Origin of the sequence: Terribacillus saccharophilus, assembly GCF_046592595.1 — a bacterium.
GTDB lineage: Bacteria > Bacillota > Bacilli > Bacillales > Amphibacillaceae > Terribacillus > Terribacillus saccharophilus_C.
In genome coordinates this window covers 241,509-265,178 of the sequence record NZ_JAWVPF010000007.1, presented here as the reverse complement: position 1 = coordinate 265,178, position 23,670 = coordinate 241,509, and the positions used below count along the sequence as shown (strand labels likewise).

The window sequence follows — 23,670 nt, the reverse complement described above, 5'->3', positions numbered from 1 at the left end:
AAGTTGACGGCGAAGGATTTAGCGGAGCTTATGGGGACTTACAAGAAGACATTGCATCGCGGCAAGGGCGGCGCTTGGAAATGAAGGAAATGTCCTATCGCGATCTATTCCCGATACTGGCCAGCGAGCACGTACAGTTTAAAGAGGTCGGAGTTACGCTCGATGCAACAAAGTTTCCTAACGGAATCATTCACGCAGGCTATTGCATAGCGCTAAACGGCGATACCGGCAAATGGGAACCGTACCAGGTCGAAGGTATATACGTGGACTACGGTGTTACGGTTGCGTATTTCGAAAACGATGGAATTAACGATACTATCTTCGGTCAAACAATCGTCCGAGGCTCGGTATTCAAGAAGAAACTTAAAAACTATTCGGTGCTATTCGCACAAAAAACGCCGATGATCCGGTACGTAACCGAGTCATTCATCGGAACAAATAACTATTACTAAAGGAGTGATTCATATAAAACGCTGCAAGGTTATTCACCGACACTACCCTAATGGCCCGGCAACACTTGTCAGCATCAGCATTGTAGACTCGGAGACAGTCGAAACGGCTTGCCTATTTAGTCGAATCTACGAAGGCTATCCGGACATACTGCTTGTTCCAGTTACGAAGCAAGCGGCGTATGATATGGCTCGCGAATCGGGATACGAGCATGTCGATAACTTCGATACTAATACGGAGGAAGAAGAGCCTGTCGCGCAGGAAGAATCATTCGCTTCGACCGAGGCGAGATAACCTTATTCGGAAAAAGCCTAACGACCGGGCCGGTTGGGAAGCATATATGCTGCGAACGTTAACGGAAGTAACGGAAAAACAACGACAAAATAAAAAAGGCGGCGCCAGGGAAACGGCAAGAAGGCTGACCGGCGTTTCGCTATAAAAGGGGATAAATGAAATGGCGATTTTAAATACAATCACATCAACTTCAACAGGTTACGGCGGTAGCATGAAATTCAAGTCAGCTAAAGAGATGGATGAACACTTCCAGAAGAATCCTAATCATTCTGTTAATTCAACAGCCGAACATCCAGACGGATCAATCGAAGTTGCTTATTCTATCCTAGATCATATGATTAATTTCCTAGAGAAAGAAGAGATGGAAAAATGGTTAGAGGAGAACGAAGGAAAATACAATATTTTACAAATCACAGAACCTCCAGCAATCGATAATACTCCACAACCAACGGAAACGTACAATATGGAGCCGTTTAATGGTTATTATTCTCGCAGAGCAACTGGTCAAACGCCCAAAAAACGAACTAGCAAACGGGGCCTTTTCGTAGTACGACTAGGTAACGGAGGAAGACCCATAAACTAACTGCTCGCCATTACTTTGTAGCAAGGGGGACTAATACTACTTATGGCTAACTTGAACGAAATTTTATCGCAATCAACTTCTCATTCTCCGATTCACAATTTCAATAACGCCCAGGAGTTAGAAGAGTTTAAGCGCAGCAACCCGGATCATTCTGAAGTTCAGAGGATGGAATTCCTGGATGGCCAGTTGCAGGTTAAATTTTCAGTGCATACGTACTTAATTCGTTTTTCGAATAAGTCCGATATGGATCGATGGCTCACGAAGAATGAAGATGAATACGAGATACTACGGATGGATATTCCAACAGTAGATTACAGATACGAGCCGGGAGAAACTTACGAGTTTGACTCTTATGCGGGTTCAAGTTATTCGCGTTCCGGAATGGTCGAAAGAAAAACTACAGATCCCATAAAGGTAAAAAATTATTACGTTGTCCACTTAGGCAATGGAGGAAAACCGATTAAGTAAATTCTCGCCAATCGGCGAGCTTTTTAAATGGCAGAATATCGATGCACAGGCGGTAATTAAGCATCTATCGGAGCAGGTTGCGAAGCTTTCCGTAGATGTTGCGATAAAAGATGCGCAGATCGAAGCGCTGCAGAAGCAGGCGGCGGAACAGAGCAATTCTACAGAGAAATTCTACAGAGAAGAAAACGGAAGGGGATATATAAGTGGCAAATCCAGTAGGATATAATTTAGGTGACATTCGAAAGGCAGTAAATAAGACAGCGCAGACCGTAGACAACCTTATCTTGGAGAACGGAGATAGCAGCCCAGAAGTTGTTGCAGCCAGAACTGACGCGAATGGAAACACATACTCTACCTTAGGAGCAAGAGTAGATGCAGAAGAGAAGAAAATAGAGTCAAAAGCAGATGCTGTAGATGTACGAAGGAAAGATACAAAGATAGAACTAACCGATTTATCAAGTGATACACTAGGTGCAATGAGCGGGCAAGCTACTTTTAATTTGCTTTCAATTCCACAAGACAATTCTGTAACAGCGAAAAAAATTGATAGCTTATTGGCTGATAATTTGAATACACCGAAGAAGGTACTAAGTTTAGAGTTGGGTACCATCAGCGGTTCAACGGGACAGGATAGTTCAGCACAGACCAATACCCGGTTAAGAAGTACGTTTATAAAAAACTCTATAGGGGACTATGTACGATTTAAGCTATCAGGTTTTAGTGCCACACTTTACATCTATAATCCAGATAAAACATTAAAAGGGTCTTCCGTTATGCCAGAAAGTGGGGTATACAAATTCGCTTCAGATGGGTATTACAGACTTGTCATACTTTCCACCCAAAGTGATATAGACATGACTCCGCATATTCGGAGTGTAACAGAAGCTATTGAGGCTTTTGATATGGGTTTTAATCGGACACTAATTGAATTCGGAGTTGATACGGGAGAACCATTAAATAAGTATATAACTACTGGAAAAAATTTATTTAACTTAGATAAATCCGTTATTGGATACCTAGATAACTCAGGAGCAATCAATACCAGTAGCCAAACTTATGAAACTAGTGACTTTATAGCTACTACTGCCTCAACCTCGTATGTGTCAAAATATACTCGTAAAGTAGCTGTATACACTATTTACAAAGAGCTGAAGGAAGTTATAGATGTCCCAAGTAATGGACAGTACATTATAACACCTAGTGAAGATGGATATATCCGAGTATCTTACCCAGTAAGTGAGAAATTGGATATGCAAGTGGAAAAAGGAGAGACCTCAACTCCCACCGAACCTTATTACACGGAATTCACTTACTCTAACCCTGACAATACGGACCAAAAAAATCCGTTGTTCGGTAAGTCATTGCTCGACTTAGGTGATAGCATTGCTTTTGGTGCTTACAACAATTACGTCGGCTACTCTGATATTATAGCTAATCGGAACGGCATGGCTCTATATAAGTATTCACAAAGCGGATCAACAGTCGCAGATGTTTCAGCAAGCGACCCTACACGGTCTAATCTACAACAAAAAATAGAACAATTCCTTAGTCAAAATAACTCTGTAAGTCCTGACTATATACTGATTGAAGGAGGTACAAATGACGTTCTTTACTCAACCTTAGGTTCGATTACTTCTGGTTATAGCGATGAACTGGATAGAACAACTTACTTTGGAGGGTTGGAGTATATTGTTAAGGACCTTAAAACTAGGTTTCCAGCAGCTAAAATAGCATTTATTACTGCTCATAAAATGTCGTCCCGAAATCAAGTTACTCAAGGTCGCTATCACGATGCGGCTATAGAAGTTATGAAAAAGTGGAGTGTTCCTGTTGTTGATCTGTACTCTTATGGTGGATTGAACACGTTTATCGATGTAATGAAGAATATGTATACCGATACGGGAACTCATCCTAATGAAGCGGGTTATGAACTTTTTTATGTCCCGCACATAGAAGAAACTTTAAAGAAACTATAATACAGTGCTCGCCAATCTCGGCGGGCTTTTTATTATGAAATGAAAGGGGTTCGATGAATGGTAACGGATATCGAAGAAATGCGGGAACGCCTTAGAATCCATCGTGAAGCGGAACGGAAACGGCGCATTGCAGCGGGATTGCCCGAAGAAGCTCCGGACTATCATATCGTACCGGCCACGCTAGGCGAGTATGCTTTCGTTAAACTGGACGACATTGTTCCGATAGTTGCGAAATATATTACGATGCTGCACAAGTTTAATCGGCCGATACCGATGGATATGGATGTTTTCGAAGACTGCGAGCTGCCCTTAACGCTTCTGCATTATTGCAAAGAGGGAAGGCACGGAAGACATATGGGGATCCGTATAGCAATGGGCGTCATGGAGAAGTGTAACGCAGCTTTAGAAGATGGCGAATATTACGATATCGACGATCTTAAAACGATGGCTTTTTATGCCGGTCGTTTCTTGAAAAGTGATAATCGGCATACATTCGACCCGTGGCGTAAGCAATATACGCACGAAGAAAGGCTAGCGCATAAAGCGGAAGTCGAACGATTGTTAAACGACGAAGAATACCTAAACGAAAAAATGCGGGAAGTTGGCGAAAAGTATCGCGAAATTGAACCGCTATTAGAGGAGAGTAATAAAAATGCCAAGCTTAAAGGATTATGAAAAAGCACTAGACCCAACGCATGCGAAAGCTGCGCGGTTACTAGTGGAGAATCAGTTTAGATTAAAAAACGAACGACAGACAATGGACGAAATTGCTTCAGAGGTTGGTGTAAGTAGACAAAGCATCCATAACTGGCAGAAAAACGGGGACTTCATTAGGTACATGGATGCTTTATCAGAGCAACAGTTAGCTATCCATAAGCCAATGGTTGATTCGCAGCTAATGAAAGCAATTCGCGGAGATGCGCAGAACAACGGACTGCCTAGTATGAAAGCTTTGGAGCTCTTTTATAAGCTTAGTGGGAGACTTGCAGAACGTCACGAAATGTTTTTCTCAGACAAGCCTACTACTAGGAAAGCATTCACCGAGGAGGAATACGAAGCGGAACTCGAAAAGCTTGCGAAATTGGCGCAGAAAAAAGACGAAGAATAAAAAGGGGGACAAAAATGAAATTATCAGAGATAACAGAAGAAATGCAAAGAATTCACCTAGATCATTATATTACCAATGATTTTCAAACATTAGAGAATGACAAAGAAGTAGCGAAGTCGGCGAGAAAGAATATTAAAGAAGGCCTTACAAAACTAAAACGCTTACCTCAGACAAAACAAACAAAAGAAATAAGGAATAAGCAGATAAAAGTTTACGAGCTTACGATTGATGTAATCCGTTTAATTTTGATTGATAGAAAATCGTATGCAGAAAAACAAGCGTTGTTAGTCAGTAAAGCAAACGAAGACTTTAGGAAAGCTTGCGAAAACTTCTTGAAGTAAATGTGTACACCAAAAGGCTCGCCATTGCCGGCGGGCTTTTTTGTATGCCTTGAAAGGAGGGGAGTAGATGGGAAGAGGCAAAGGGTTCGTTGGCACAATTACCGGAGCTAAAGAGTTAGAGCGCAGATTAGGCGCTAAAGCTGCGGTAAAACTTCGCAATGAATTAGAGGAATCCACTGAATATTACGCTCGGAAGATTGCATCGGAAGCAGCAGAGACGGCGCCGGTTGATACTGGTTTGCTTGCGAATACAATCGCATCCAGCCCGCAGCAGGAAATGATTATGTCGTGGCTTATCGGTTCACCGTTACCATATGCAATCGTCCAAGAATACACGCACGTCAGTCGTAAAGGTTTCTTTCGTAAGTCGCTATTCGGAAACAGATCAGCTTTTCGTGATGACATTAAAAAGAGAATCAGAAGCGGTCTGAACTAAAAACTGGGGGTCAATTAGATGTATAGAGATATGAATAGGAAACTTGGTGATAGTCATGGCAGCACAAGAAGGTATTAGTTTTAGAATAAGAGCCATCGATGATTTCACGACAACTATGGTCAACTTTTCAAATAAAATCGAAAGTATATCCAGTCATATTGGCGCAATAGGGCAGGCAGGAGCAGCGGCAAGTGCTGCATTTACGGCTGCAGTTGGTGCGACAATCGGTATTGGAGCGAACTATCTTGCCGATATGGAAAAGGCGGAGATCGGACTAGGCGTATTCACTGATTCGGCAGAAGAAACGAAGTCAATCATGTCAGACCTACAATCTTTTGCAACAAAAACACCGTTCGATTTTCCGTCCATGCTCGACGGTACTCGACGACTAGCAGCGATGGGAATGGAAGCAGACGAGGCAACAGGGTTCGTGAAATCAGTTGCAGATGCTGTGGCAGCCACTGGCGGAGGAACGGCGGAACTTGACGGGGTAGTAACGGCATTAGGTCAGATACAGGCGAAAGGGAAAATATCGGCGGAAGAAATGAACCAGCTTGCCGAGCGAGGTATTCCAGCGTGGAAACTTCTCGGTGATCAGATGGACAAGACTCCGGGGCAATTAATGAAGATGGCCGAAGAGGGCAAGCTTTTAGCCGATGATGCGCTACCGGCCCTACAAAAAGGGTTCGATGAAACCTTCGGGGGTCAAGCGGCTGCCCAAGCTGATACATTCAGCGGAAGGCTTCAGAACTTGAAGGAAAACTTTCAAATATTCGCATCTGCGATTGCAACTCCGATATTCCAACCTTTATCGGATGCTTTTGCGGCTATGTCGCAGAAGATGCAGACATTAGGTGAATGGTTTAGCTCGTTACCTAGCGGAATCCAGACGCTTATTTCAGTGACATTAATTGCGGCTCCATTGATTGGATTGTTGGGATCCGGATTCTTAATTCTGTTATCGTTCCTTCCGGGGATTGTCGCAGGGTTCGGAGCATTTGCTGCTATTTTAGGGACAACATCTGCGGCACTAATGGCCGGCCTTCTAACCATCGGTCTATGGGTAGCGGCAATAGCCGGCATAGGAATAGCTTTAGTAGTTGCATACAACAAAGTTGGTTGGTTCAGGGACTTCGTGAACGCGGCATGGGCATCGATACAAACGATTTGGACGACAGCTCTAAATGCAATAAGTACAGCCGTACAGACCGTTCTATCTTTCGTTAATACGTATATTCAACAAATTCTAACGTATGCACAACAATTGTGGGCGACTCACGGTGCGGCTATTATGTCTCATGTAATGACAATATACAATTCCATTAAAGGGTATATCACGACTTACATTAACGCTGCTGCATCAGTCATCCAGGCAGTTCTATCGAAAATACAAGCGTTCTGGGAAACAAACGGGTCGACGATAATGGCGGTTGTAAGTGCTGCGTTCCAATACATTTCGACGACAATCCAGTCGGTTATGCAGCTAGTAATGAACATCATTAGAGGCGGCCTACAGTTTATAAGCGGATTATTCCAAGCTGTTATGCCGATTGTATCCGGTTTAGTACAAGTTTCATTCGCGCTTATTAAGACGATAATTACCTCTGTAATAGATGTTATTTCTGGATTAGTCCAAACATTCGCTGCAGTATTCCAGGGCGATTGGGACGCAGCATTTAATGCAGTAATGGGCATCGTAGAGGACATCATGGGTAACATCGTTTCAACCTTTGAAGGGATTGACTTGTTACAAATCGGTAAAGACATTATTAATGGACTTATCAGCGGTATTTCCAGTATGGGTGGAGCCGTTTGGGATGCGGTTAAAGGTATCGGAAAAAGTATTAAAGATGGGTTTACTGGATTCTTCGATATCAACTCGCCATCTCGCGTTATGAACAAAGACGTTGGTAAATGGCTACCGTTAGGTATTGCAGACGGTATGGTGGATGCCACTGGAACAGCTATTAAAACAGCTAAAAACATGGCTTCTAGAATTACATCTGCGGCTGCACTAGGTATGCCGAATGTTAATGGGTACGAGGGCAGTATGAGTCTTGCTAGGTCGAGGGCTGCGGCAGTAAATGGGCAGACTATCGTTGGGGGCGGATCAGTCAATATTACAGTTCCTATCGAATATCATGGTCCGGCCACAAGAGAAGAGATGGATAAAATGTCAGCTTATGTTATGAAGAAAATGGATAGAGAATACCGTTCTGCAATGGCAAGAGAAGGTATAAGAACATATGTGAATCAAAATAATGCCTGGGATCGAAGAAAGATAGATAGATATTAATTTTATGGAAGGGGAAACCCTTCCTATTACATATTCGTATATTATGTAATTTAAAAATAAGATATATTTATATTAAAAGAAAATGGAGGAGATACGCGATGTCAGATCATTATTTCGAGTGTGGAACAGGCAGCATAACGATTACTCCGACGACGGTTACAATTCAGCATAAGAAGGGCACATATCACGGGGGTAAACAAAAAGATATCCAAATTAAGTCTATAAGTGGCATTGAATTAAAAGAGCCAGGGCGACTTATAGCCGGGCATATTTCCATTCTTTTTAGTGGAGGAACTGAAGCTGGCGGACGGAAAGCTATAGATGCGGCAAAAAACGAAAACTCGCTTATGATTTCGAAGAAGTATTATAAGGATTTTCTGGAATGTAAACGGGTTATTCAAGAATATATGAACGCGCCGAGCGAATCTAAAGTAGCTGTAGCAGCGACTAGTGATGCAGATGAGTTAGCGAAATGGGTCGCGCTAAGGGACTCCGGAGTAATTACCGAGGAAGAGTTTACCGTTAAGAAAAAAGAAATTATCGGAATATAAGGCGAGGTGGCTACGGCTGCTTCGCCTCTTTTTTTGTTTATTGATAAGTTTCTGACAGAATGTTACAATATTATTAGAATAACAGTATCTTCTCAGATCACCATACAGAAGAAGAGATGCTTACGTATAGAGGACTGACTGGAGGTTAATATGTCGGCAGTTCTACTTGCGATTGTGACTAACGTAGTATCATCTGCTATTTGGCATTTAATAATGCGTTACAAAGTTACAATAAAAATCGAAAAAAGAGACCCGCGATAATGCGGGTCTCTTTTTTGTTTCCAACGCTGCGCCGAAGAGGGGGAAAGAGAAGTGGAAAGTAAAGGGGTACTTATAGATAAGTGTAACGAAGAAACAGCAGTAACGAAATGACGAAATAACGAAACAATGACGCGAAACTGAATATACTGTTCGTGTATTCTCCTTCGGAAGACACATCCGAATAATCCGGAGACTATACGAAAGGAGCATGTACGATGATCGCAGAGATCGGCGCAGCAATGCTGGCGACCTCGGTCATACAAGCAGCGCATTATCTGCCGATGGCTCGTCGCCGTAAGCTGAACGTTATATTTCGGCGGAACAACTTCGTAAGGCATGTAGGCAAGTCCATATTCCTGCCGGCATATCGCGGCAAAGAAAAGACGGATCGATTCGAAGAGTATCGTTATACAATTCCGTTAGGACTGACGGTAACGGAAAAGCTCGCCAGTAGTATCGAGCAGGCTTTCGCAGAGACTACGCTAGTAACCCGATCAGAAGGACAGCTAGTAATACGCTTTTATCGGGAGACGATTCCGAATAAGGTAACATATTCCGATATGGCGCAGCCATGCGAAGGCTATTCAGTACCGATCGGTATGTCGCTCGACGGCGCTGTAACGCATGACTTCGATAAGACACCGCATATGACGGTCGCCGGGGCAACTCGTCAGGGTAAAACGGTATTCCTAAAGTCCGTTATAACTTACCTCACCGAACAGTATGGAGACAGCGCCCGGCTATATCTTATCGACATGAAGGGCGGGCTCGAGTTCGGCAAGTTATCGCCATTGAATAACTGCGAATCCGTGGCGTCAGACGTCTTCGAGGCTTATTACCTTCTGACCGCATTGCAGGGCCAATTCGAAGCGGATTTAAAGCGATTCCGACGACTAGGTTATACGAATATCGTGGAGACAACCGTTAAGGAACGGAAGTTTATTATCGTCGATGAAGCTGCGCAGCTAGCACCGGATAAGAGCGATGGATCCGAAATAAAGGCACTGAAGCAATCGTGCATCGATATCTTATCGGAGGTCACGCGGGTAGCAGGAGCGCTCGGATACCGGCTTATTTACGCCACTCAATACCCGACAGCCGACGTACTTCCTCGGCAAATAAAGCAGAATAGCGATGCTAAGATATCCTTCCGATTGCCGACCGAAATAGCTTCGCGGGTTGCTATCGACGAGCAGGGCGCGGAGAAGCTGACGCAGCCAGGGCGCATGATTTATCGGACACACGAACGGATCGAAGCGCAGGCGCCGTATATATCCGATGATGAAATGATCCAGCGATTGAAGCTGCCGAAAGGGGTTATCGAATATGAACGTCCAGTCAGAGAGATTCCGCAAGCGGACGGAGGAGATATTATTACGTTTGGCTAGGTTCGAATATGCTACGCGACCAATGATGCAAGATGCGCTTAATCTCGGCGGGGAACGCAATGCAAACCGGATACTCGGCCGACTAGAATCCGATAATCTCATACGATCATTTCGGCGAGAAAAGAAAGTCTATACGCTCACGAAGAAAGGGGCGGGCATGATCGGAATAGACGATTTGAAGCACTCGAGGGAGCCGTACGTACATCATATCTTACTTCGGGGGCAGGCGTGGCTAGACCTGGGGCGACCGGCAAGCTGGCAGGTAGAGCAACCGATAAAGTTCGCAAGATATCGGATAGTACCCGATGCTATGTATACGGATAATATTCGGCATCACTTCGTCGAGATAGATCGAACGCAGAGAATGACGGTCAATCGCGAGAAGCTGAAAGCATACGCCCTTCTGCAGCATTTACACCGACAGGGATCGAAGGAACCTCCGGCAGTTCACTACGTGACTATATCGGAGACACGGGCGAAGAAGCTCCGAAAGATGGCCGAAGAAGAGAAAGCGCTCATACTTATATCAGTGGCGGATTAATGTTGGGTATTGCTGAATCATGCTTGCGGGGTTGCGGTGCTATATCGTATACTTGTCCTATCGGAGCGAGCGAAAATTACATACTGCGTTGTTTTTCCGCATGAATTGACGACTGACTTTCCGTTTAGGGTATCGGAGGATAGACCGAATACTTGACAGGGTAGGGGTCGCTGGTTCAAGTCCAGTCGGAATCACTAACTAAAAAAGCTTGGAACCCTTGGTATATAAGGGTTTCAGGCTTTTTGGTTTTTCTGATACAAGATGATCTAAGGGCGGTGGAGAGGCAAATGCTAACATCTTGCTAACATAATATTAGAGAACAGTCTCATTTGCGAATATTCGTTTATGGGCTAAGAGACAGTACTTGATGCTGTATGAGATGACAGGAGCAAGTACTGTGTCTTAGGGAGGGCAGACAAATGAATATGTAATAAATAAACTTTTGTTTATGTGGGGATAAGTTTAACAAGAGAAAGGAAATGAAGTATTTTTGAGAAAATGCGGATTTTAAAGGGAAGATAGAAATGAAGAATAAATTATCTATAGGTGAAATGGCAAAGCTCCATAATACAACGATAAAAACATTAAGGTACTATGATGAGATTGGATTACTGAAGCCTGTTGAAGTTGACCCAAATAACGGATATAGGTATTATTCAACGGAACAATTTGAACAACTTAACACTATACACTATCTAAAAGAGTTAGGTTTTTCTTTAAAGCAAATTATGAGACATTTAGAACATAGAGATATAGATGGTTTTCTAAACTTGTTAGAGAAACAAAAACAATTAACAGAAATAAAAATTAACGAATTAGAACAAATAAAACTCAGGTTTCAGAATAGGATTGAGGACATCAACTCAGCACGACAATTGGAGGACTTAGGAGTCCCAAAAATAAGGTTTGTGAAAGAAAGAAAGATAGTAAGGCTAATGTATAAGATCACTTCTGAGCCTGAGCTGGAAATTTCTTTGAAGCAGTTAGAGAACTTGTCTCAAATGACTTCTTCCATTTTTATTGGCGGCGTAGGACTTACGGTTAGCATAGAGAATCTTAAGGATAGAAAGTTCGACGAATATAACTCAATATTTATCTTATATGAAGAAGAGAATCAAAGTACTTTTGGAACCACTCTTTCTGAAGGTGAATATGTATGTGTATCTTATAATGGAAGTCACAGCGATTCACCCCTTTATTACAAAGCCGCACTTGATTACATTCAAAATAATGGCCTTCAAGTAAATGGAGACTCAATTGAAAGAACAATAATTAACCATTATATCTCTGAAAAAGAAGAAGACCACCTGACAGAAATCCAAATACCAATAAAGTATTGACCCTCCCCTTACTGGAGGGTCTATATTTTTGATTAAGAACTGTCTAAGGAGGTTGATTATGTTAGGAATAATATTTAATACAATGATGATAATTATTGGGAGCATTGTGGGGAGTTTTTTAAAAAAAGGAATCAAAGAACAATATCACAACATCTTAATGCAATCTATGGGATTAGTCGCTATTTCATTAGGGATAAATGCAGTGGTTCAACATTTACCATTGAGCAAATATCCGGTGCTTTTTATTGTAAGTTTAGCTGCCGGAGGATTGCTTGGCCAAAGACTTAATTTGGAATCTAAATTCAACTCTTTAGTGAATAGATATTCAAAAGGTAATTTAGCTGAGGGATTATCAACGGCCATCTTATTATTCTGTATTGGATCTTTATCTATATTAGGTCCTGTAGAAGCTGCACTAAAGGGGGATCATACGTATCTCTATGCGAATGGTATCTTAGATGGAATTACTTCAATTGTATTAGCATCCACATTTGGCATTGGAATAGCAGTTGCTGGAGTAGTATTATTTTTTTGGCAAAGTTCAATATTTTTAATTGCGATTTTGCTGGAGAATTCTATAAATAATGATCTTCTAAATGAGGTTACTATTGTAGGAGGTATACTAATAATGGCAGCTGGTTTTGGGATATTAGGAATTAAGAAGTTCAATACAATAAATCTTCTACCATCGTTAATAGTTCCTCCTATCGTATTTTTAGTTATTCATTTGCTGTAACTATAATTTAAATTGTAGGTATGAATTAATGTTTTAAAGACAATTATTCTTGGTGAAGAATTATATATAATCAGTATCTAGTTAAGAATATGTATAGCGGTAAAAGATTTGAATATAATTTATCTTGAAATTAAATTTAGCGTTTCTAATTTAGAGAGTATAGATAGTTAATGGGCGGAGAAGCTGTTGCTAATCTGCCTTCTTTTTAAGGTTGTAAGAATCGAAGTTGTATAATTTTATATATCAAAAAGTTCAGGCTTCTTAATCGATAAATTAACAGATGAGACTTTAGCTAAGCCGCTATCACTAAATCCACTTTATCCTTAGCAAAAATACGGATATTAAATCCTTTTTCTAGTGAGCTACTGTAGCGAATCCCTCAATTCCTAGATTCTTTGCAAGCTGATACATATTGAGTGGGAAGATAATCGAGATACTTAATATCTTCATCGATTGGATTAGAGAACTCTTCATTTAAATAATTTGTTCTCTGAGTGAATTTATATTAAAGAATGTCATATTAACAAAGCAAGAAACTTCGATAGGTTCTCTAGTAACCACTCGTGCAACGGGTACTTTTTTATTTTTATGTGGCCGCACTTCTGCAACAGCTGTTGGAATATCCTCAGCTATTCTAAGACACTTGTATTGCCGAATTTGAAAATTTCTGTTGCTCATATTACCGAATTAATACATAGCCTTTATAACTTGTATTGTAGCTAGAATAATTCTTAGTTAAACACTAATACCATTGCTCCAACAGCTCTTAAAATAAATAGTTGCTGTCTAATACATAAATAAGCACTAATACTTGGAGTTATACTTCGTTTATAAAATTCAGTTGATACTTTCGATAATTACAGTGCTTGACTGAAAAATCAATTTCAAACCGTCTAGGACCGCTTGTTATTATTCTTAAGAAAGGGTTTACATTTTTGGGGCTTTAATGTATTATAAGTATAAAATAAATATCTTTTTGAAGATTGTTACTGGTAATCAGGCAAGACTTCAACTAAACATGAAATGTTATTCATTTTATGTTTTGTTGGAGTTTTGCCTTTTTAGTTTTTAGAAGAAAGGGGATGTAATATATGGTGATACATCAGGTTATTAACAATAACATTGCCATAAGTATAGATTCCCAAGGAGATGAAATAATTCTTATTGGCAAGGGGTTAGCATTTAACAAAAAGAAAGGCGATGAAGTCGACTCCAAGAGAATAGAGAAAAAATTCTACGTAGAGGATAAAGGATTGTATTCGAAATTCAAAAAGTTATTGCAAGAAGTATCTATGGAAGAAATAAATGTAGCTGATGACATAATTAGCTTAGCTAGGAAAGACCTGAAAAAAGATTTAAATGAAAGTATATATATATCACTGCCGGATCATATTAACTTGGCAATTAAGAGAATTAGAGAAGGACTTAACGTTAAGAATGGGTTACTTTGGGAAATAAAAAAGCTGTATAAAGAAGAATATTCTGTCGCAGTAAAGGCTGTGGAAATGATTAATAAGAGATTTAAAGTTGGGCTTGGAGAAGATGAAGCGGGCTTCATAGCTTTTCATTTCGTAAACGCTCAGTTAGGCGGACATATGAATACGGTTACAAAAATAACTGATTTCACAAAAGAGATTCTTAATATTGTAACTTACCGTCTTAGAACACCAATCAATCAAGAATCCTTGAATGTATTTCGATTTATTACGCATTTAAAATTCTTTGCTAATAGAATCTTTTCCAATGAAATGAATGAAAGTGTTGATGATCCAGTTCTATTCGATATGGTAAGGAAGAGATATTCTAAGGCATTTGAAATAACGCAAAATATAAAGCAACATATCATCACACAGTATGCTTACGAGATATCTGATACGGAAGCAACTTACCTGACTATTCATATTCAGCGGTTAATGGAAAGAAAAGATAATTAAATATTGCATTCAAACTTGTTACTCTTCGGGAGGCTAGACTTGGATATAACTGAAAGGTTGTCATGGACAATTATATCAGTTATAGCCGAGTCTTTTTTATTATTAGGGGGTGTTTTAAATGGAATTTCAAAATCTTGGTAAAGATATTGTAGAGAATATTGGTGGAAAAGAAAATATAGCTGACTTATATCACTGCGCAACTCGTTTGCGTTTCACTTTAAAAAATGATGAAAGAGCAAACAAGAGCGCAATTGAAAATTTAGATGGTGTTATTACAGTCACAAAGGGCGGAGGAATGTTCCAAGTTGTCATTGGAAATAACGTAGCTCGTGTACACGATGCGATAATAGAACAGACTGGAATAGAATCCTCAAGTACATCAGAGAACAATAATGATAATGGAGCATCTAAAGGAAATTTGTTCTCGAAATTTATTGATTTGATTTCTGGTATATTCAGCCCTATTTTAGGCTTATTGGCAGCTTCAGGATTAATTAAAGGTCTGAATTTTGTTTTAGGTAATTACGAAGTCCTTGATACAGAAGGTGGGACTTATAGAATTATAGCTGCAGCAGGTGATAGTTTCTATTACTTCATGCCGTTGATACTTGCTATTACGGCATCCAGGAAATTTAAAACAAACCAGTTTATTGCAGTAGCTTTGGCGGGTGGATTAATTTATCCAGATTTAGTAAATGCACTAAACGCAAGTGAGTCTCTTACTTTCTTGGGTATTCCTGTTGTTTTAGCAAAGTATAGTAGTACTGTCATACCAATTATCCTAGCAGTATGGGTATTAAAGTACATTGAAGGATTTTTCATGAAGAGACTTCATGAAAGTATCAGAAACTTATTGTCACCATTCTTTGTTCTGCTCATTATGTTGCCATTAACATTGATTATAATCGGACCTTTAGCAACATATTCAAGTTCTATCATAGCTTCTGCCTCTCTGTTTGTTTATAATCTAAGTCCGATTATTACAGGGGTTATTATTGGCGCACTATGGCAGATACTAGTTATCTTTGGCCTGCATTGGGGATTTGTTCCGATTATGCTTAATAATATTTCTATATATGGACGAGATCCAATTACAGCCATGAATGGTCCATCCGTTGCTGCTCAATCTGGTGCAGCTCTCGGAGTATTCTTTAAGACCAAAAATAAAAAAATGAAAAGTTTATCTTTATCTGCCTTTCTTTCGGGATTAATGGGTATTACAGAGCCCGCTGTTTATGGTGTTACATTAAAGTTAAAAACACCATTTATAATTGCTTGTACTGTAGGTGCTATTGGAGGTGGTATTGTTGGTGGTTTTGGTTCTGCTGCCATAGCACAAGTACAAAAAAGTATCTTAACTATTCCAGTCGTTGCGCATGGCATGATAGGCTACATTATTGCGTATTTCTTCGCTTTAATTTCTGCATGCATTTTAACTATTCTAATTGGATTTAAAGAGGAGAATGAAGAAAAGAATGAAAACAGACACTCCTCCTCAAGAAAAGAGATTGCGGCTGAAAAGTCATTAGTTACACATGAAAAAATCTGCAGTCCATTGTTAGGGAAAGCTATAGCTTTGTCAGAAACTAACGACCCTGTTTTTGCAGGAGGTGCCATGGGTAAAGGCATAGCCATTGTTCCTGAAGAAGGAAAGTTAGTATCCCCAATAGACGGGAATGTCACTCTAGTTTTTGCAACAAAACATGCATACGGGTTCACATCAGAGGCTGGTGCAGAGTTATTGGTACACATTGGGCTAGATACAGTTCAATTAAACGGAGAAGGCTTTGTATGTCATGTGAAGGAGGGAGCAAAGGTCCGAAAAGGCGATTTAATTGCTGAATTCGATATACAAAAATTGAAAGATCTTGGCTATGACATAACGACACCAATAGTGGTAACCAATTCAGATAAATTCTTAGATGTCTTTCCTACTGATCAAAAACAGGTAGTACAAAAACAAGAATTAATATCACTAATTGTCTAATTTCAAGTTAAAAAATTCTGTGAAGTTATTAAAAAAATGGAGGTTACTAATATGTTTAAATTACAAACTACTTTTCCAAAAGACTTTTTATGGGGAGGAGCAACAGCAGCAAATCAACTTGAAGGGGCAAGTGATGTAGGTGGAAAGGGACTTTCACTATCAGATGTTTATGTATTTGATGAAAACATCCCAAAAGAACATTGGACTGACCAATGGCATATGATGACTCATAAACAAGTGGAAGAAGCTATGGATCCTACCATTAGTAGGTACTATCCTAAAAGAAATGGTATTGATTTTTACCATCATTACAAGGAAGATATTTCTTTATTTGCAGAAATGGGCTTTAAGTGCTATCGAATGTCTCTTGCATGGACTCGCATATTCCCAAATGGAGATGAAGTAGAACCCAATGAAGAAGGATTGGCGTTTTATGATCGCGTATTCGATGAGCTAAATAAGCATGGTATTGAACCTATTGTTTCACTATCCCATTATGAAATGCCACTTCACTTATGTAAAAAATATGGCGGATGGGTTAATAGAAAAGTAATAGACTTTTATGTACGGTTCGCTACTACTGTTTTTGAACGTTACAAAGATAAGGTTAATTACTGGATGACTTTCAACGAGATAAACTGTGTTAAACATCATCCTTATGTTAGTTTAGGGGTGATTGAAGAAGGACATCCCCATATTGAACAAGCAAAGTATCAAGGGGCCCATCATCAATTTGTTGCAAGCGCACTTGCTACAAAGGAATGCAAAGTATGGAACCCAGACGCCAAGGTAGGCTGTATGATTAGTTACCAGCTTCTTGTTCCATACAGCTGTAATCCAGATGATATCCAAGCTACAGTAGATAATCAACGTACTTCTTTGTTTTTTAGTGATGTACAAGCAAGGGGATACTATCCAGCTTATACAGCGCGTATGTTTGAGGAAAAAAATGTAGTGTTAGAAACTCAGCCTGAAGATGAACATATACTCAGAGAATACCCGGTAGATTTTGTTTCATTTAGCTATTATATGTCTAGTGCCATAAGTGCATATCCCGAAAAGCTGGAGGGAGCAGTAGGGAACCTTCTTACAGGAGGAATTAAAAATCCTTATTTACCTACAAGTGATTGGGGTTGGCAAATAGATCCTAAGGGCTTGCGTACGGCTCTAAATCAACTGTATGATCGCTATCAAAAACCATTATTTATAGCTGAAAATGGGTTAGGTGCTGTTGATAAGTTGGAAGAAGGAGATATCATTCAAGATGATTATAGAATATCTTATTTAAGAGACCATATAGAGCAAATTAAAGAAGCTATCAAAGATGGTGTAGATGTCTTTGGTTATACTAGCTGGGGCTGTATTGATATGATAAGTGCATCTACTAATCAAATGAGTAAACGATACGGTTATATCTACGTAGATCAAGATGATATGGGAAGAGGTACTAAGCGCCGAATCAAGAAGAAATCCTTCCATTGGTATAAAAAAGTTATTGCTAGCAACGGAGAAAGTTTAGACTAAATACACTAATCGTAATTATAAAAAATATTAATTAACATAGCGGTCTATCGTTAAAAATGTGTTTCATCATCAGTTCTCCATTGGCTTGTAGTTAGAGAAGACCCCATTAGGTATACAAATCAACCCTAGCGGTTATTTCGCTAGGGTTGATTTAATATGACAGAGCTCAAAACCAGTGATTCCATATTAATGGTATAATCTAAGTTGAAAAAATATTAATTATTTTATATGAGCAATGACTTTTCCCGATATTTGCCCATCCCTCAATTTATATAGATATTCAGGAATATCTTCTAATTTTATAATCGTAATTTTTGGTGAAGAAATTTTGCTGTCAGCGATTAATTGAGCAAATTTGTAACCTATCTTTGAAATATTTTCTTGCGCGTAGTAATCTCCTTCAGTAAAGACAGCACCAAATGCTATTTCGTGCAAGGAAAGTCCTTTTTCATAGAAACGAAGACGATTAAAATCAGGGAATCCTGCAGTTACTACCAGTTCTCCTCCAAAAGCAAGTATGTCAATGTCCTTTGTTGCAATCTCTGAACCTACAGTATTTAGGACATAGTCAACTCCTCTATTATTCGTTAATTCCAGTACTCTTTTGTGAGCATCTTCATTCTGAAAATCAATAGCTTTATCTGCGCCAAGACTCTTTACATATTCAAAATCCTTACCTAAACATGTAGTTAAAACTGTTAAGCCACTCATTTTTGCTAGCTGAATAGCATAACTTCCTACACCACCAGCTCCTCCATGTATAAGTATAGTTTTTCCTTTTTGAGGCCTTAGTTTGTCTATGATAGCTTGATACGCTGTAAATCCAGCTCCGGGCACAGCGGCTGCAGTTGTAAAAGGTATGGAAGAAGGAAGTTTACTTACAGTATGAGCTGGTGTACAAGCATATTCTGCAAAACCACCATTTGTATTTGTAATACTACGAATATAATACACTCGGTCTCCAACTTTGAAATCTAAAACTTTGCTACCAACTGCATCTACTACTCCTGATATATCTAGACCTAAAACTCGTTTTTCATCAGACGGTAAATCTGGATGAGAAGCTACTTGATAATCTGAAGGATTTAATGCAGCAGCGTGAACTTTCACACGAATTTCGTCTTCCTTAGGTTCTGGTATTGCCCGATCATATACGATTTTCAGACCATCAATGCTACCTGGTTTTTCCAATACAAGTGCTTTCATAGTAATATCCCCACTTTCCTTATTTAGATTATCCAATTAGAACGGACAATTGTCCTTATAATATCGGACAATTGTCCGTTCTGTCAAATATATGTATAATAGACCGTGAAAGTTGCTTTTTATGATAAAGTAATGGACGAAAATAAATAGCGAAAGGATAAAAGAATAGTGATGATAAAGAAAGACGAGGATCAAGTGAATGAACGAATATTAACTGTTGCTCGAGCACTTTTTAATGAGTTTGGTATTGAGAACGTAAGTATGCACCGGATTGCTAAAACTGCTGAAGTAGGACAAGGAACATTGTATCGCCGTTATTCCAATAAAAGCGCATTATGCATGGCATTAATGGAGAAACAATATAATGAATTCATAAAAAATCTAAAGGAGGACTTAGCAGAAATAAGGGAGCTAAATACTAATAAAAGATTAAAGCATGTACTAATAAAAACAAACCTTATGATAGGGGAATCCTTAGATTGGATGAGGATATTGACTATTTCCGGGAACCTTGAAGAATCTAGTAGGGCAATGTATAACTCTTGTTTTTACACATCTGTTAAAGAAATTATAAAAGGTATTCTAAAAGAAGCCGTTGATAAGCAGGAAGCAAGTATAAAAGATATTAACTTAACCTCCACTATATTAGCTACCAATATAACACCTGAATTAATGTTCCATTTGCACGAATCCGGATATTCATATGAAGAGATTGCGAGTAACTATGCAGAAATTCAAACTAAATCTATTTTTATGTAGAAGACCATTTAGTAGGAGAGAGTGACTAATCTAAAAGGCTTCTCTAGGAAAGCGGACAAAGAAGGTCTGGAAAAAGTAAAAATCTATTTAAGACAAACCAATTTGCTACGCTCTTAATAGTGACGGGGGAAGCTCAACAATGAGAGCCCAAAATACGTCGATGACTTTATGCTGTATTAGAAGAATCTCTTGCCAGACCAGTTAGCTTTATTGCTGAGCAAATAGAAGTACTAAATTAGCTAGCTGTGCTGCAGTTTTTTTAATAGAGAGAAATTCGGAGGAAAGACTGTTGCGCTTGTTTTATCTGGCGGTAAATTATTGGAGAATTATTGACTACCATCCACATTCTACGCGTTGTACAAATATAGATAGATTGAATTGCCCAGGTGTATACCCGGTAAGATAGGAGATGCTACCATAATCTGAAAAAATATATCAATATTGTAATTAATTCTGTTACAGGTTATAATGCTTTTTTATCATATATTACTTTAGGTGTTTCAATATTTGAAAGTTTAGGGGGCTTTTTTATGAAAATCACAGCTGCAGTTACACACGGACAGGGAGAAGATTTTAAAATTGAAGAGGTGAATTTGCAGGAACCAAAAGCAAATGAAGTATTAATCAAAATTATAGCTACAGGTGTATGTCATACAGATGCAGTGGCAAGAGATGCAGGATTGTCTCCTTTTCCAGTAGTATTGGGACATGAGGGGTCCGGTATAATTGAAAAAGTAGGCAAGGGTGTGAACACTATCGAAGCATGAGATCATGTAGTTTTATCATTTGCATCCTGTGGAGAATGTGCAAATTGTCTTTCAGCCCATCCAGCTGCTTGTGTTCGATTTAACGAATTGAATTTTGACGGAAAAATGGAGGATCATACGCATAGATTACATCAGCATGATCATGAGGTTTCTACATTCTTCGGTCAATCTTCCTTTAGTACATATGCCATCGTTAATGAGCGTAATGTTGTTAAAGTAGATAAAGACGTTGACTTGGCACTACTTGGACCGCTTGGTTGCGGTATTCAAACAGGCAGCGGTACCGTTTTTAATAAATTGAAACCAGAATTTGGTTCAACCATCGCCATCTTTGGTTGTGGAGCAGTCGGTCTAAGTGCTATAATGGCTGCTAAAATAGCTGGCTGTGAACGTATAATTGCTGTCGATGTACATGACAGCCGGTTGGAGTTAGCCAAAGAATTAGGAGCAACCGATGTGTACAACGGTACAAAAGTCGATGTGGTAAAAGAAATCAAAGCCATTACTAAAGGCGGTACAAATTATGCAATCGATACTACTGGTGTTCCACCAGTAGTACGCCAATCGTTGCACTCACTTCGCCCACTGGGTGTAAGTGCCGTGGTAGGAGTAACACCTACAATGGAAATTGATGTGCATAATGATATTATGGCAGAGGGAAAAGCAATGATTGGTGTCATTGAGGGTGACGCAGTACCGAAACTATTCATTCCAAAATTAATTGAATACTATAAAAAAGGCTTATTTCCATTTGATAAGCTCATCAAATTCTATGAGTTCGATAAAATCAATGAAGCATTTGCTGATTCGAAGGCAGGAGTTGCATTGAAACCAATCCTGAAAATTGGTTAAAGAAGGTTACAGACTCTATTGAGATGGATCTGAATGTTTTTATAAAAAAAGAGTTTGCTGAAAAGCAAGCTCTTCTTTTTTATTTATTGAGTAGTGTTGAAGTTATATCTTGCATATTTTCGATAAATGAAATTGATTGATTCTTCGTTTCTTTCGGTCCGTCAGGATTGTCTCTATTAAAACGGATTAATTTTGCATTTTGATTATTGTAAGTCCACTTCTCAAATGGATAACGTATAATACCAGGAGTATTGTACCCTACACCGAGCTCTAGGTATACAACTTTACTATCCTGTATTTTTTTAATAAATTTAGTAAGAGATTGATTCAGACGGTGCCATGTATCATCTTGTACAAAGTACTGATTTATTCGTACATTGACTTCCATTTTACCGCCGCATACTGGACAAGAAGGCACCAACTCAGAAGGTATCATACAATCAACGGTTTCCTCTACCATTTCTTTTACCAACGTTTCATTATTGTAAAGTCTATCATGGCAGCCCTTCGCACATTGTAAGTACCCATAGTTACCTTGGACTTCGAACACCTTTTCTTTCGAGAATCCCGATTTAACAAACTGACTATCAACATTTGTTGTAATAACGAAATGATTCTTGTCTCTCAAGAGTTGAAATAGATCCATGTAGAGTTTGGTAGCACCAACCGCATACCGATTCATGCTTATATGTTTTGCCCAATACGCCCATTTCTCTTCCTGAGTAGGGAAAGGATAGAATCCTGATGTGTACATATCAGTTAATCCGTATTTTTCTATAAAAGGCTGAAAATTATCTGTAAACCTATCACCACTGTACTCAATCCCAGCGGCGGCCGATAGACCTGCTCCACCACCTAGTAAAACATAATCCGCTTCATTTATTGCTTCAGCGGCTTTGTCCAGACGAAAACTTAAACTAGTTTTCATTTACTGCTGCCTCCTTAATGCAAGGTTTTTATTGCGTTAATATATTCATTTTTATCTGCTTCGGTAAATACATTAAAAACGATCTTTTCGAAATGATTATTGTGATTAGACAACCATTCGTTGACTGTACTTATTGCTATATATGCTGCTTCGTCTTTTGGAAAACCAAAAACGCCTGTAGAAATAGCACAGAATGCAATAGATTTAATAACGTCTATTTTATTTGCCAATTCTAAACATGATATATAACTATTTTTGAGTTGTTTTTTTTGTAACTCTGTAAGTGTAGTTCCTTTCGGTACAATGGGACCGACTGTGTGCAAAACAAAGCGAGAGGGTAAATTGTAGGCTCGTGTGATTTTTGCTAGCCCTGTTTGCTCTGGTTCGCCTTGAAGTGACATAATTGTATTGCAATCTTCCCTTAGTTGTGGACCTGCAGCGGAATGTATCGCATTATCTATGCACTTGTGAAGAGGTAAGAAACATCCAAGCATTTGCTTATTAGCAGCATTAACGATTGCATCAGCATTTAATAGAGTTATATCGCCATGCCAAAGAACTAACTTATTTGACTGATCAAGATTATTTTCAGGAAATTCTTCAGAAACAGATTTTAGGCTATTAATTTCAGTAATACCATTCTCCTCAAGTTCTGTTTGCAGAAGAGAATCCAATCTTTTTAAGAAATGCTCATCTAATGGTTTAGTATCCCTCTGATTGAGCGATCCGCGAAGAATATTTCTTTTGGTAATATAATCTCTTGGTATTTTCTTATAATCCATATCTCCGCTTTCTTGATCTAAATCTAGTAAAAGTCTATCAACGATTTCCTCTTTACGATTTAGAAATAAGGTAGACGGTTTGTATTCTTTCATTAGATTTATAAAAGAGCTGTAATTCTCTAAACGTAATTGAGACATATTCATTTCCTCCTTATATGTAAA

Annotated in this window: 23 protein-coding genes and 1 pseudogene; 21 read left to right on the top strand and 3 right to left on the bottom strand. The window is 39.1% G+C overall.

Annotated features, from left to right (window positions below; all coding sequences use genetic code 11):
- Positions 1-80: 80 nt before the first annotated feature.
- From SFC25_RS13890 to SFC25_RS13800, 19 genes are all read left to right on the top strand, one after another.
- Entirely contained in the window at positions 81-452 is a 372-nt protein-coding gene (locus SFC25_RS13890) for a hypothetical protein (RefSeq protein WP_411215846.1), read from the top strand.
- Between the two features lie 4 nt (positions 453-456).
- Entirely contained in the window at positions 457-744 is a 288-nt protein-coding gene (locus SFC25_RS13885) for a hypothetical protein (protein WP_411215845.1), read from the top strand.
- Positions 745-904: 160 nt separating this feature from the next.
- Positions 905-1,327, top strand: coding sequence for a hypothetical protein (locus tag SFC25_RS13880; RefSeq protein ID WP_411215844.1), 423 nt, complete (start codon positions 905-907; stop codon positions 1,325-1,327).
- A 42-nt stretch (positions 1,328-1,369) separates the two neighbouring features.
- Positions 1,370-1,795, top strand: a complete 426-nt coding sequence (locus SFC25_RS13875; protein ID WP_411215843.1) for a hypothetical protein — start codon at positions 1,370-1,372, stop codon at positions 1,793-1,795.
- Positions 1,773-2,021: a hypothetical protein gene (locus SFC25_RS13870; RefSeq protein WP_411215842.1), complete on the top strand. Its 249-nt coding sequence runs from the start codon at positions 1,773-1,775 to the stop codon at positions 2,019-2,021. The genes SFC25_RS13875 and SFC25_RS13870 overlap by 23 nt, the downstream gene beginning before the upstream one ends.
- Entirely contained in the window at positions 1,999-3,771 is a 1,773-nt protein-coding gene (locus SFC25_RS13865; RefSeq protein WP_411215841.1) for an SGNH/GDSL hydrolase family protein, read from the top strand. The genes SFC25_RS13870 and SFC25_RS13865 overlap by 23 nt, the downstream gene beginning before the upstream one ends.
- 57 nt (positions 3,772-3,828) lie before the next feature.
- Positions 3,829-4,446 (top strand): hypothetical protein, encoded by a 618-nt coding sequence (locus tag SFC25_RS13860; protein WP_411215840.1) that lies wholly within the window; start codon positions 3,829-3,831, stop codon positions 4,444-4,446.
- A complete protein-coding gene (locus tag SFC25_RS13855) occupies positions 4,424-4,879 on the top strand; it encodes a phBC6A51 family helix-turn-helix protein (RefSeq protein WP_411215839.1) in 456 nt (151 codons plus the stop codon). Before SFC25_RS13860 ends, SFC25_RS13855 begins: the two co-directional genes overlap by 23 nt.
- A 14-nt stretch (positions 4,880-4,893) precedes the next feature.
- Positions 4,894-5,220, top strand: a complete 327-nt coding sequence (locus tag SFC25_RS13850; RefSeq protein ID WP_411215838.1) for a hypothetical protein — start codon at positions 4,894-4,896, stop codon at positions 5,218-5,220.
- Positions 5,221-5,287: 67 nt separating this feature from the next.
- On the top strand, positions 5,288-5,656 hold the full coding sequence (locus SFC25_RS13845) for a hypothetical protein (RefSeq protein WP_411215837.1): 369 nt from the start codon (positions 5,288-5,290) through the stop codon (positions 5,654-5,656).
- Positions 5,657-5,711: 55 nt separating this feature from the next.
- Positions 5,712-7,952 carry a tape measure protein gene (locus SFC25_RS13840; protein ID WP_411215836.1) on the top strand — a complete coding sequence of 747 codons (2,241 nt, stop codon included), beginning with the start codon at positions 5,712-5,714 and terminating at the stop codon, positions 7,950-7,952.
- 98 nt (positions 7,953-8,050) lie between these two features.
- Positions 8,051-8,503 carry an SHOCT domain-containing protein gene (locus tag SFC25_RS13835; RefSeq protein WP_411215835.1) on the top strand — a complete coding sequence of 151 codons (453 nt, stop codon included), beginning with the start codon at positions 8,051-8,053 and terminating at the stop codon, positions 8,501-8,503.
- A 476-nt stretch (positions 8,504-8,979) separates the two neighbouring features.
- Complete coding sequence (locus SFC25_RS13830; RefSeq protein ID WP_411215834.1) at positions 8,980-10,152, top strand: FtsK/SpoIIIE domain-containing protein; 1,173 nt, start codon at positions 8,980-8,982, stop codon at positions 10,150-10,152.
- Entirely contained in the window at positions 10,091-10,693 is a 603-nt protein-coding gene (locus SFC25_RS13825) for a replication-relaxation family protein (protein ID WP_411215833.1), read from the top strand. Before SFC25_RS13830 ends, SFC25_RS13825 begins: the two co-directional genes overlap by 62 nt.
- 524 nt (positions 10,694-11,217) lie before the next feature.
- Complete coding sequence (locus SFC25_RS13820) at positions 11,218-12,033, top strand: MerR family transcriptional regulator (RefSeq protein ID WP_411215832.1); 816 nt, start codon at positions 11,218-11,220, stop codon at positions 12,031-12,033.
- Positions 12,034-12,091: 58 nt separating this feature from the next.
- Positions 12,092-12,769 (top strand): DUF554 domain-containing protein, encoded by a 678-nt coding sequence (locus SFC25_RS13815; protein ID WP_411215831.1) that lies wholly within the window; start codon positions 12,092-12,094, stop codon positions 12,767-12,769.
- 1,091 nt (positions 12,770-13,860) lie between these two features.
- The gene (licT, locus tag SFC25_RS13810) at positions 13,861-14,703 is read left to right on the top strand and encodes a BglG family transcription antiterminator LicT (protein ID WP_411215830.1); all 843 of its coding nucleotides are present in this window, start codon (positions 13,861-13,863) and stop codon (positions 14,701-14,703) included.
- Positions 14,704-14,821: 118 nt separating this feature from the next.
- Positions 14,822-16,690 (top strand): beta-glucoside-specific PTS transporter subunit IIABC, encoded by a 1,869-nt coding sequence (locus SFC25_RS13805; RefSeq protein ID WP_411215829.1) that lies wholly within the window; start codon positions 14,822-14,824, stop codon positions 16,688-16,690.
- Positions 16,691-16,741: 51 nt separating this feature from the next.
- Positions 16,742-18,214, top strand: coding sequence for a glycoside hydrolase family 1 protein (locus SFC25_RS13800; protein WP_411215828.1), 1,473 nt, complete (start codon positions 16,742-16,744; stop codon positions 18,212-18,214).
- Positions 18,215-18,433: 219 nt separating this feature from the next.
- Here SFC25_RS13800 and SFC25_RS13795 read toward each other — a convergent pair whose 3' ends face one another.
- A complete protein-coding gene (locus SFC25_RS13795) occupies positions 18,434-19,420 on the bottom strand; it encodes a zinc-binding dehydrogenase (protein ID WP_411215827.1) in 987 nt (328 codons plus the stop codon).
- Positions 19,421-19,591: 171 nt separating this feature from the next.
- On the opposite strand from SFC25_RS13795, the gene SFC25_RS13790 reads away from it, so the two are divergent.
- Both SFC25_RS13790 and SFC25_RS13785 read left to right on the top strand, forming a co-directional pair.
- Entirely contained in the window at positions 19,592-20,179 is a 588-nt protein-coding gene (locus SFC25_RS13790) for a TetR/AcrR family transcriptional regulator (RefSeq protein WP_411215873.1), read from the top strand.
- Between the two features lie 530 nt (positions 20,180-20,709).
- Positions 20,710-21,798, top strand: a pseudogene (locus tag SFC25_RS13785) (NAD(P)-dependent alcohol dehydrogenase).
- Between the two features lie 79 nt (positions 21,799-21,877).
- Here the strand turns inward: SFC25_RS13785 and SFC25_RS13780 are convergent.
- Together SFC25_RS13780 and SFC25_RS13775 are read right to left on the bottom strand one after the other, a co-directional pair.
- Positions 21,878-22,726 carry a Sir2 family NAD-dependent protein deacetylase gene (locus tag SFC25_RS13780; RefSeq protein WP_411215826.1) on the bottom strand — a complete coding sequence of 283 codons (849 nt, stop codon included), beginning with the start codon at positions 22,724-22,726 and terminating at the stop codon, positions 21,878-21,880.
- A 14-nt stretch (positions 22,727-22,740) separates the two neighbouring features.
- Positions 22,741-23,646: a protein-ADP-ribose hydrolase gene (locus SFC25_RS13775; protein WP_411215825.1), complete on the bottom strand. Its 906-nt coding sequence runs from the start codon at positions 23,644-23,646 to the stop codon at positions 22,741-22,743.
- Positions 23,647-23,670 lie beyond the last annotated feature (24 nt).

Bases quoted from the DNA above. Each gene is read 5' to 3' on its own strand.
- SFC25_RS13845 (WP_411215837.1), top strand. From the start codon at position 5,288: ATGGGAAGAGGCAAAGGGTTCGTTGGCACAATTACCGGAGCTAAAGAG.
- SFC25_RS13805 (WP_411215829.1), top strand. From the start codon at position 14,822: ATGGAATTTCAAAATCTTGGTAAAGATATTGTAGAGAATATTGGTGGA.
- SFC25_RS13860 (WP_411215840.1), top strand. From the start codon at position 3,829: ATGGTAACGGATATCGAAGAAATGCGGGAACGCCTTAGAATCCATCGT.
- SFC25_RS13875 (WP_411215843.1), top strand. From the start codon at position 1,370: ATGGCTAACTTGAACGAAATTTTATCGCAATCAACTTCTCATTCTCCG.
- licT (WP_411215830.1), top strand. From the start codon at position 13,861: ATGGTGATACATCAGGTTATTAACAATAACATTGCCATAAGTATAGAT.
- SFC25_RS13790 (WP_411215873.1), top strand. From the start codon at position 19,592: ATGATAAAGAAAGACGAGGATCAAGTGAATGAACGAATATTAACTGTT.
- SFC25_RS13835 (WP_411215835.1), top strand. From the start codon at position 8,051: ATGTCAGATCATTATTTCGAGTGTGGAACAGGCAGCATAACGATTACT.
- SFC25_RS13880 (WP_411215844.1), top strand. From the start codon at position 905: ATGGCGATTTTAAATACAATCACATCAACTTCAACAGGTTACGGCGGT.
- SFC25_RS13775 (WP_411215825.1), bottom strand. From the start codon at position 23,646: ATGTCTCAATTACGTTTAGAGAATTACAGCTCTTTTATAAATCTAATG.
- SFC25_RS13780 (WP_411215826.1), bottom strand. From the start codon at position 22,726: ATGAAAACTAGTTTAAGTTTTCGTCTGGACAAAGCCGCTGAAGCAATA.
- SFC25_RS13820 (WP_411215832.1), top strand. From the start codon at position 11,218: ATGAAGAATAAATTATCTATAGGTGAAATGGCAAAGCTCCATAATACA.
- SFC25_RS13825 (WP_411215833.1), top strand. From the start codon at position 10,091: ATGAACGTCCAGTCAGAGAGATTCCGCAAGCGGACGGAGGAGATATTA.
- SFC25_RS13800 (WP_411215828.1), top strand. From the start codon at position 16,742: ATGTTTAAATTACAAACTACTTTTCCAAAAGACTTTTTATGGGGAGGA.
- SFC25_RS13840 (WP_411215836.1), top strand. From the start codon at position 5,712: ATGGCAGCACAAGAAGGTATTAGTTTTAGAATAAGAGCCATCGATGAT.
- SFC25_RS13870 (WP_411215842.1), top strand. From the start codon at position 1,773: ATGGAGGAAAACCGATTAAGTAAATTCTCGCCAATCGGCGAGCTTTTT.
- SFC25_RS13795 (WP_411215827.1), bottom strand. From the start codon at position 19,420: ATGAAAGCACTTGTATTGGAAAAACCAGGTAGCATTGATGGTCTGAAA.
- SFC25_RS13855 (WP_411215839.1), top strand. From the start codon at position 4,424: ATGCCAAGCTTAAAGGATTATGAAAAAGCACTAGACCCAACGCATGCG.
- SFC25_RS13815 (WP_411215831.1), top strand. From the start codon at position 12,092: ATGTTAGGAATAATATTTAATACAATGATGATAATTATTGGGAGCATT.
- SFC25_RS13850 (WP_411215838.1), top strand. From the start codon at position 4,894: ATGAAATTATCAGAGATAACAGAAGAAATGCAAAGAATTCACCTAGAT.
- SFC25_RS13830 (WP_411215834.1), top strand. From the start codon at position 8,980: ATGATCGCAGAGATCGGCGCAGCAATGCTGGCGACCTCGGTCATACAA.
- SFC25_RS13890 (WP_411215846.1), top strand. From the start codon at position 81: ATGAAGGAAATGTCCTATCGCGATCTATTCCCGATACTGGCCAGCGAG.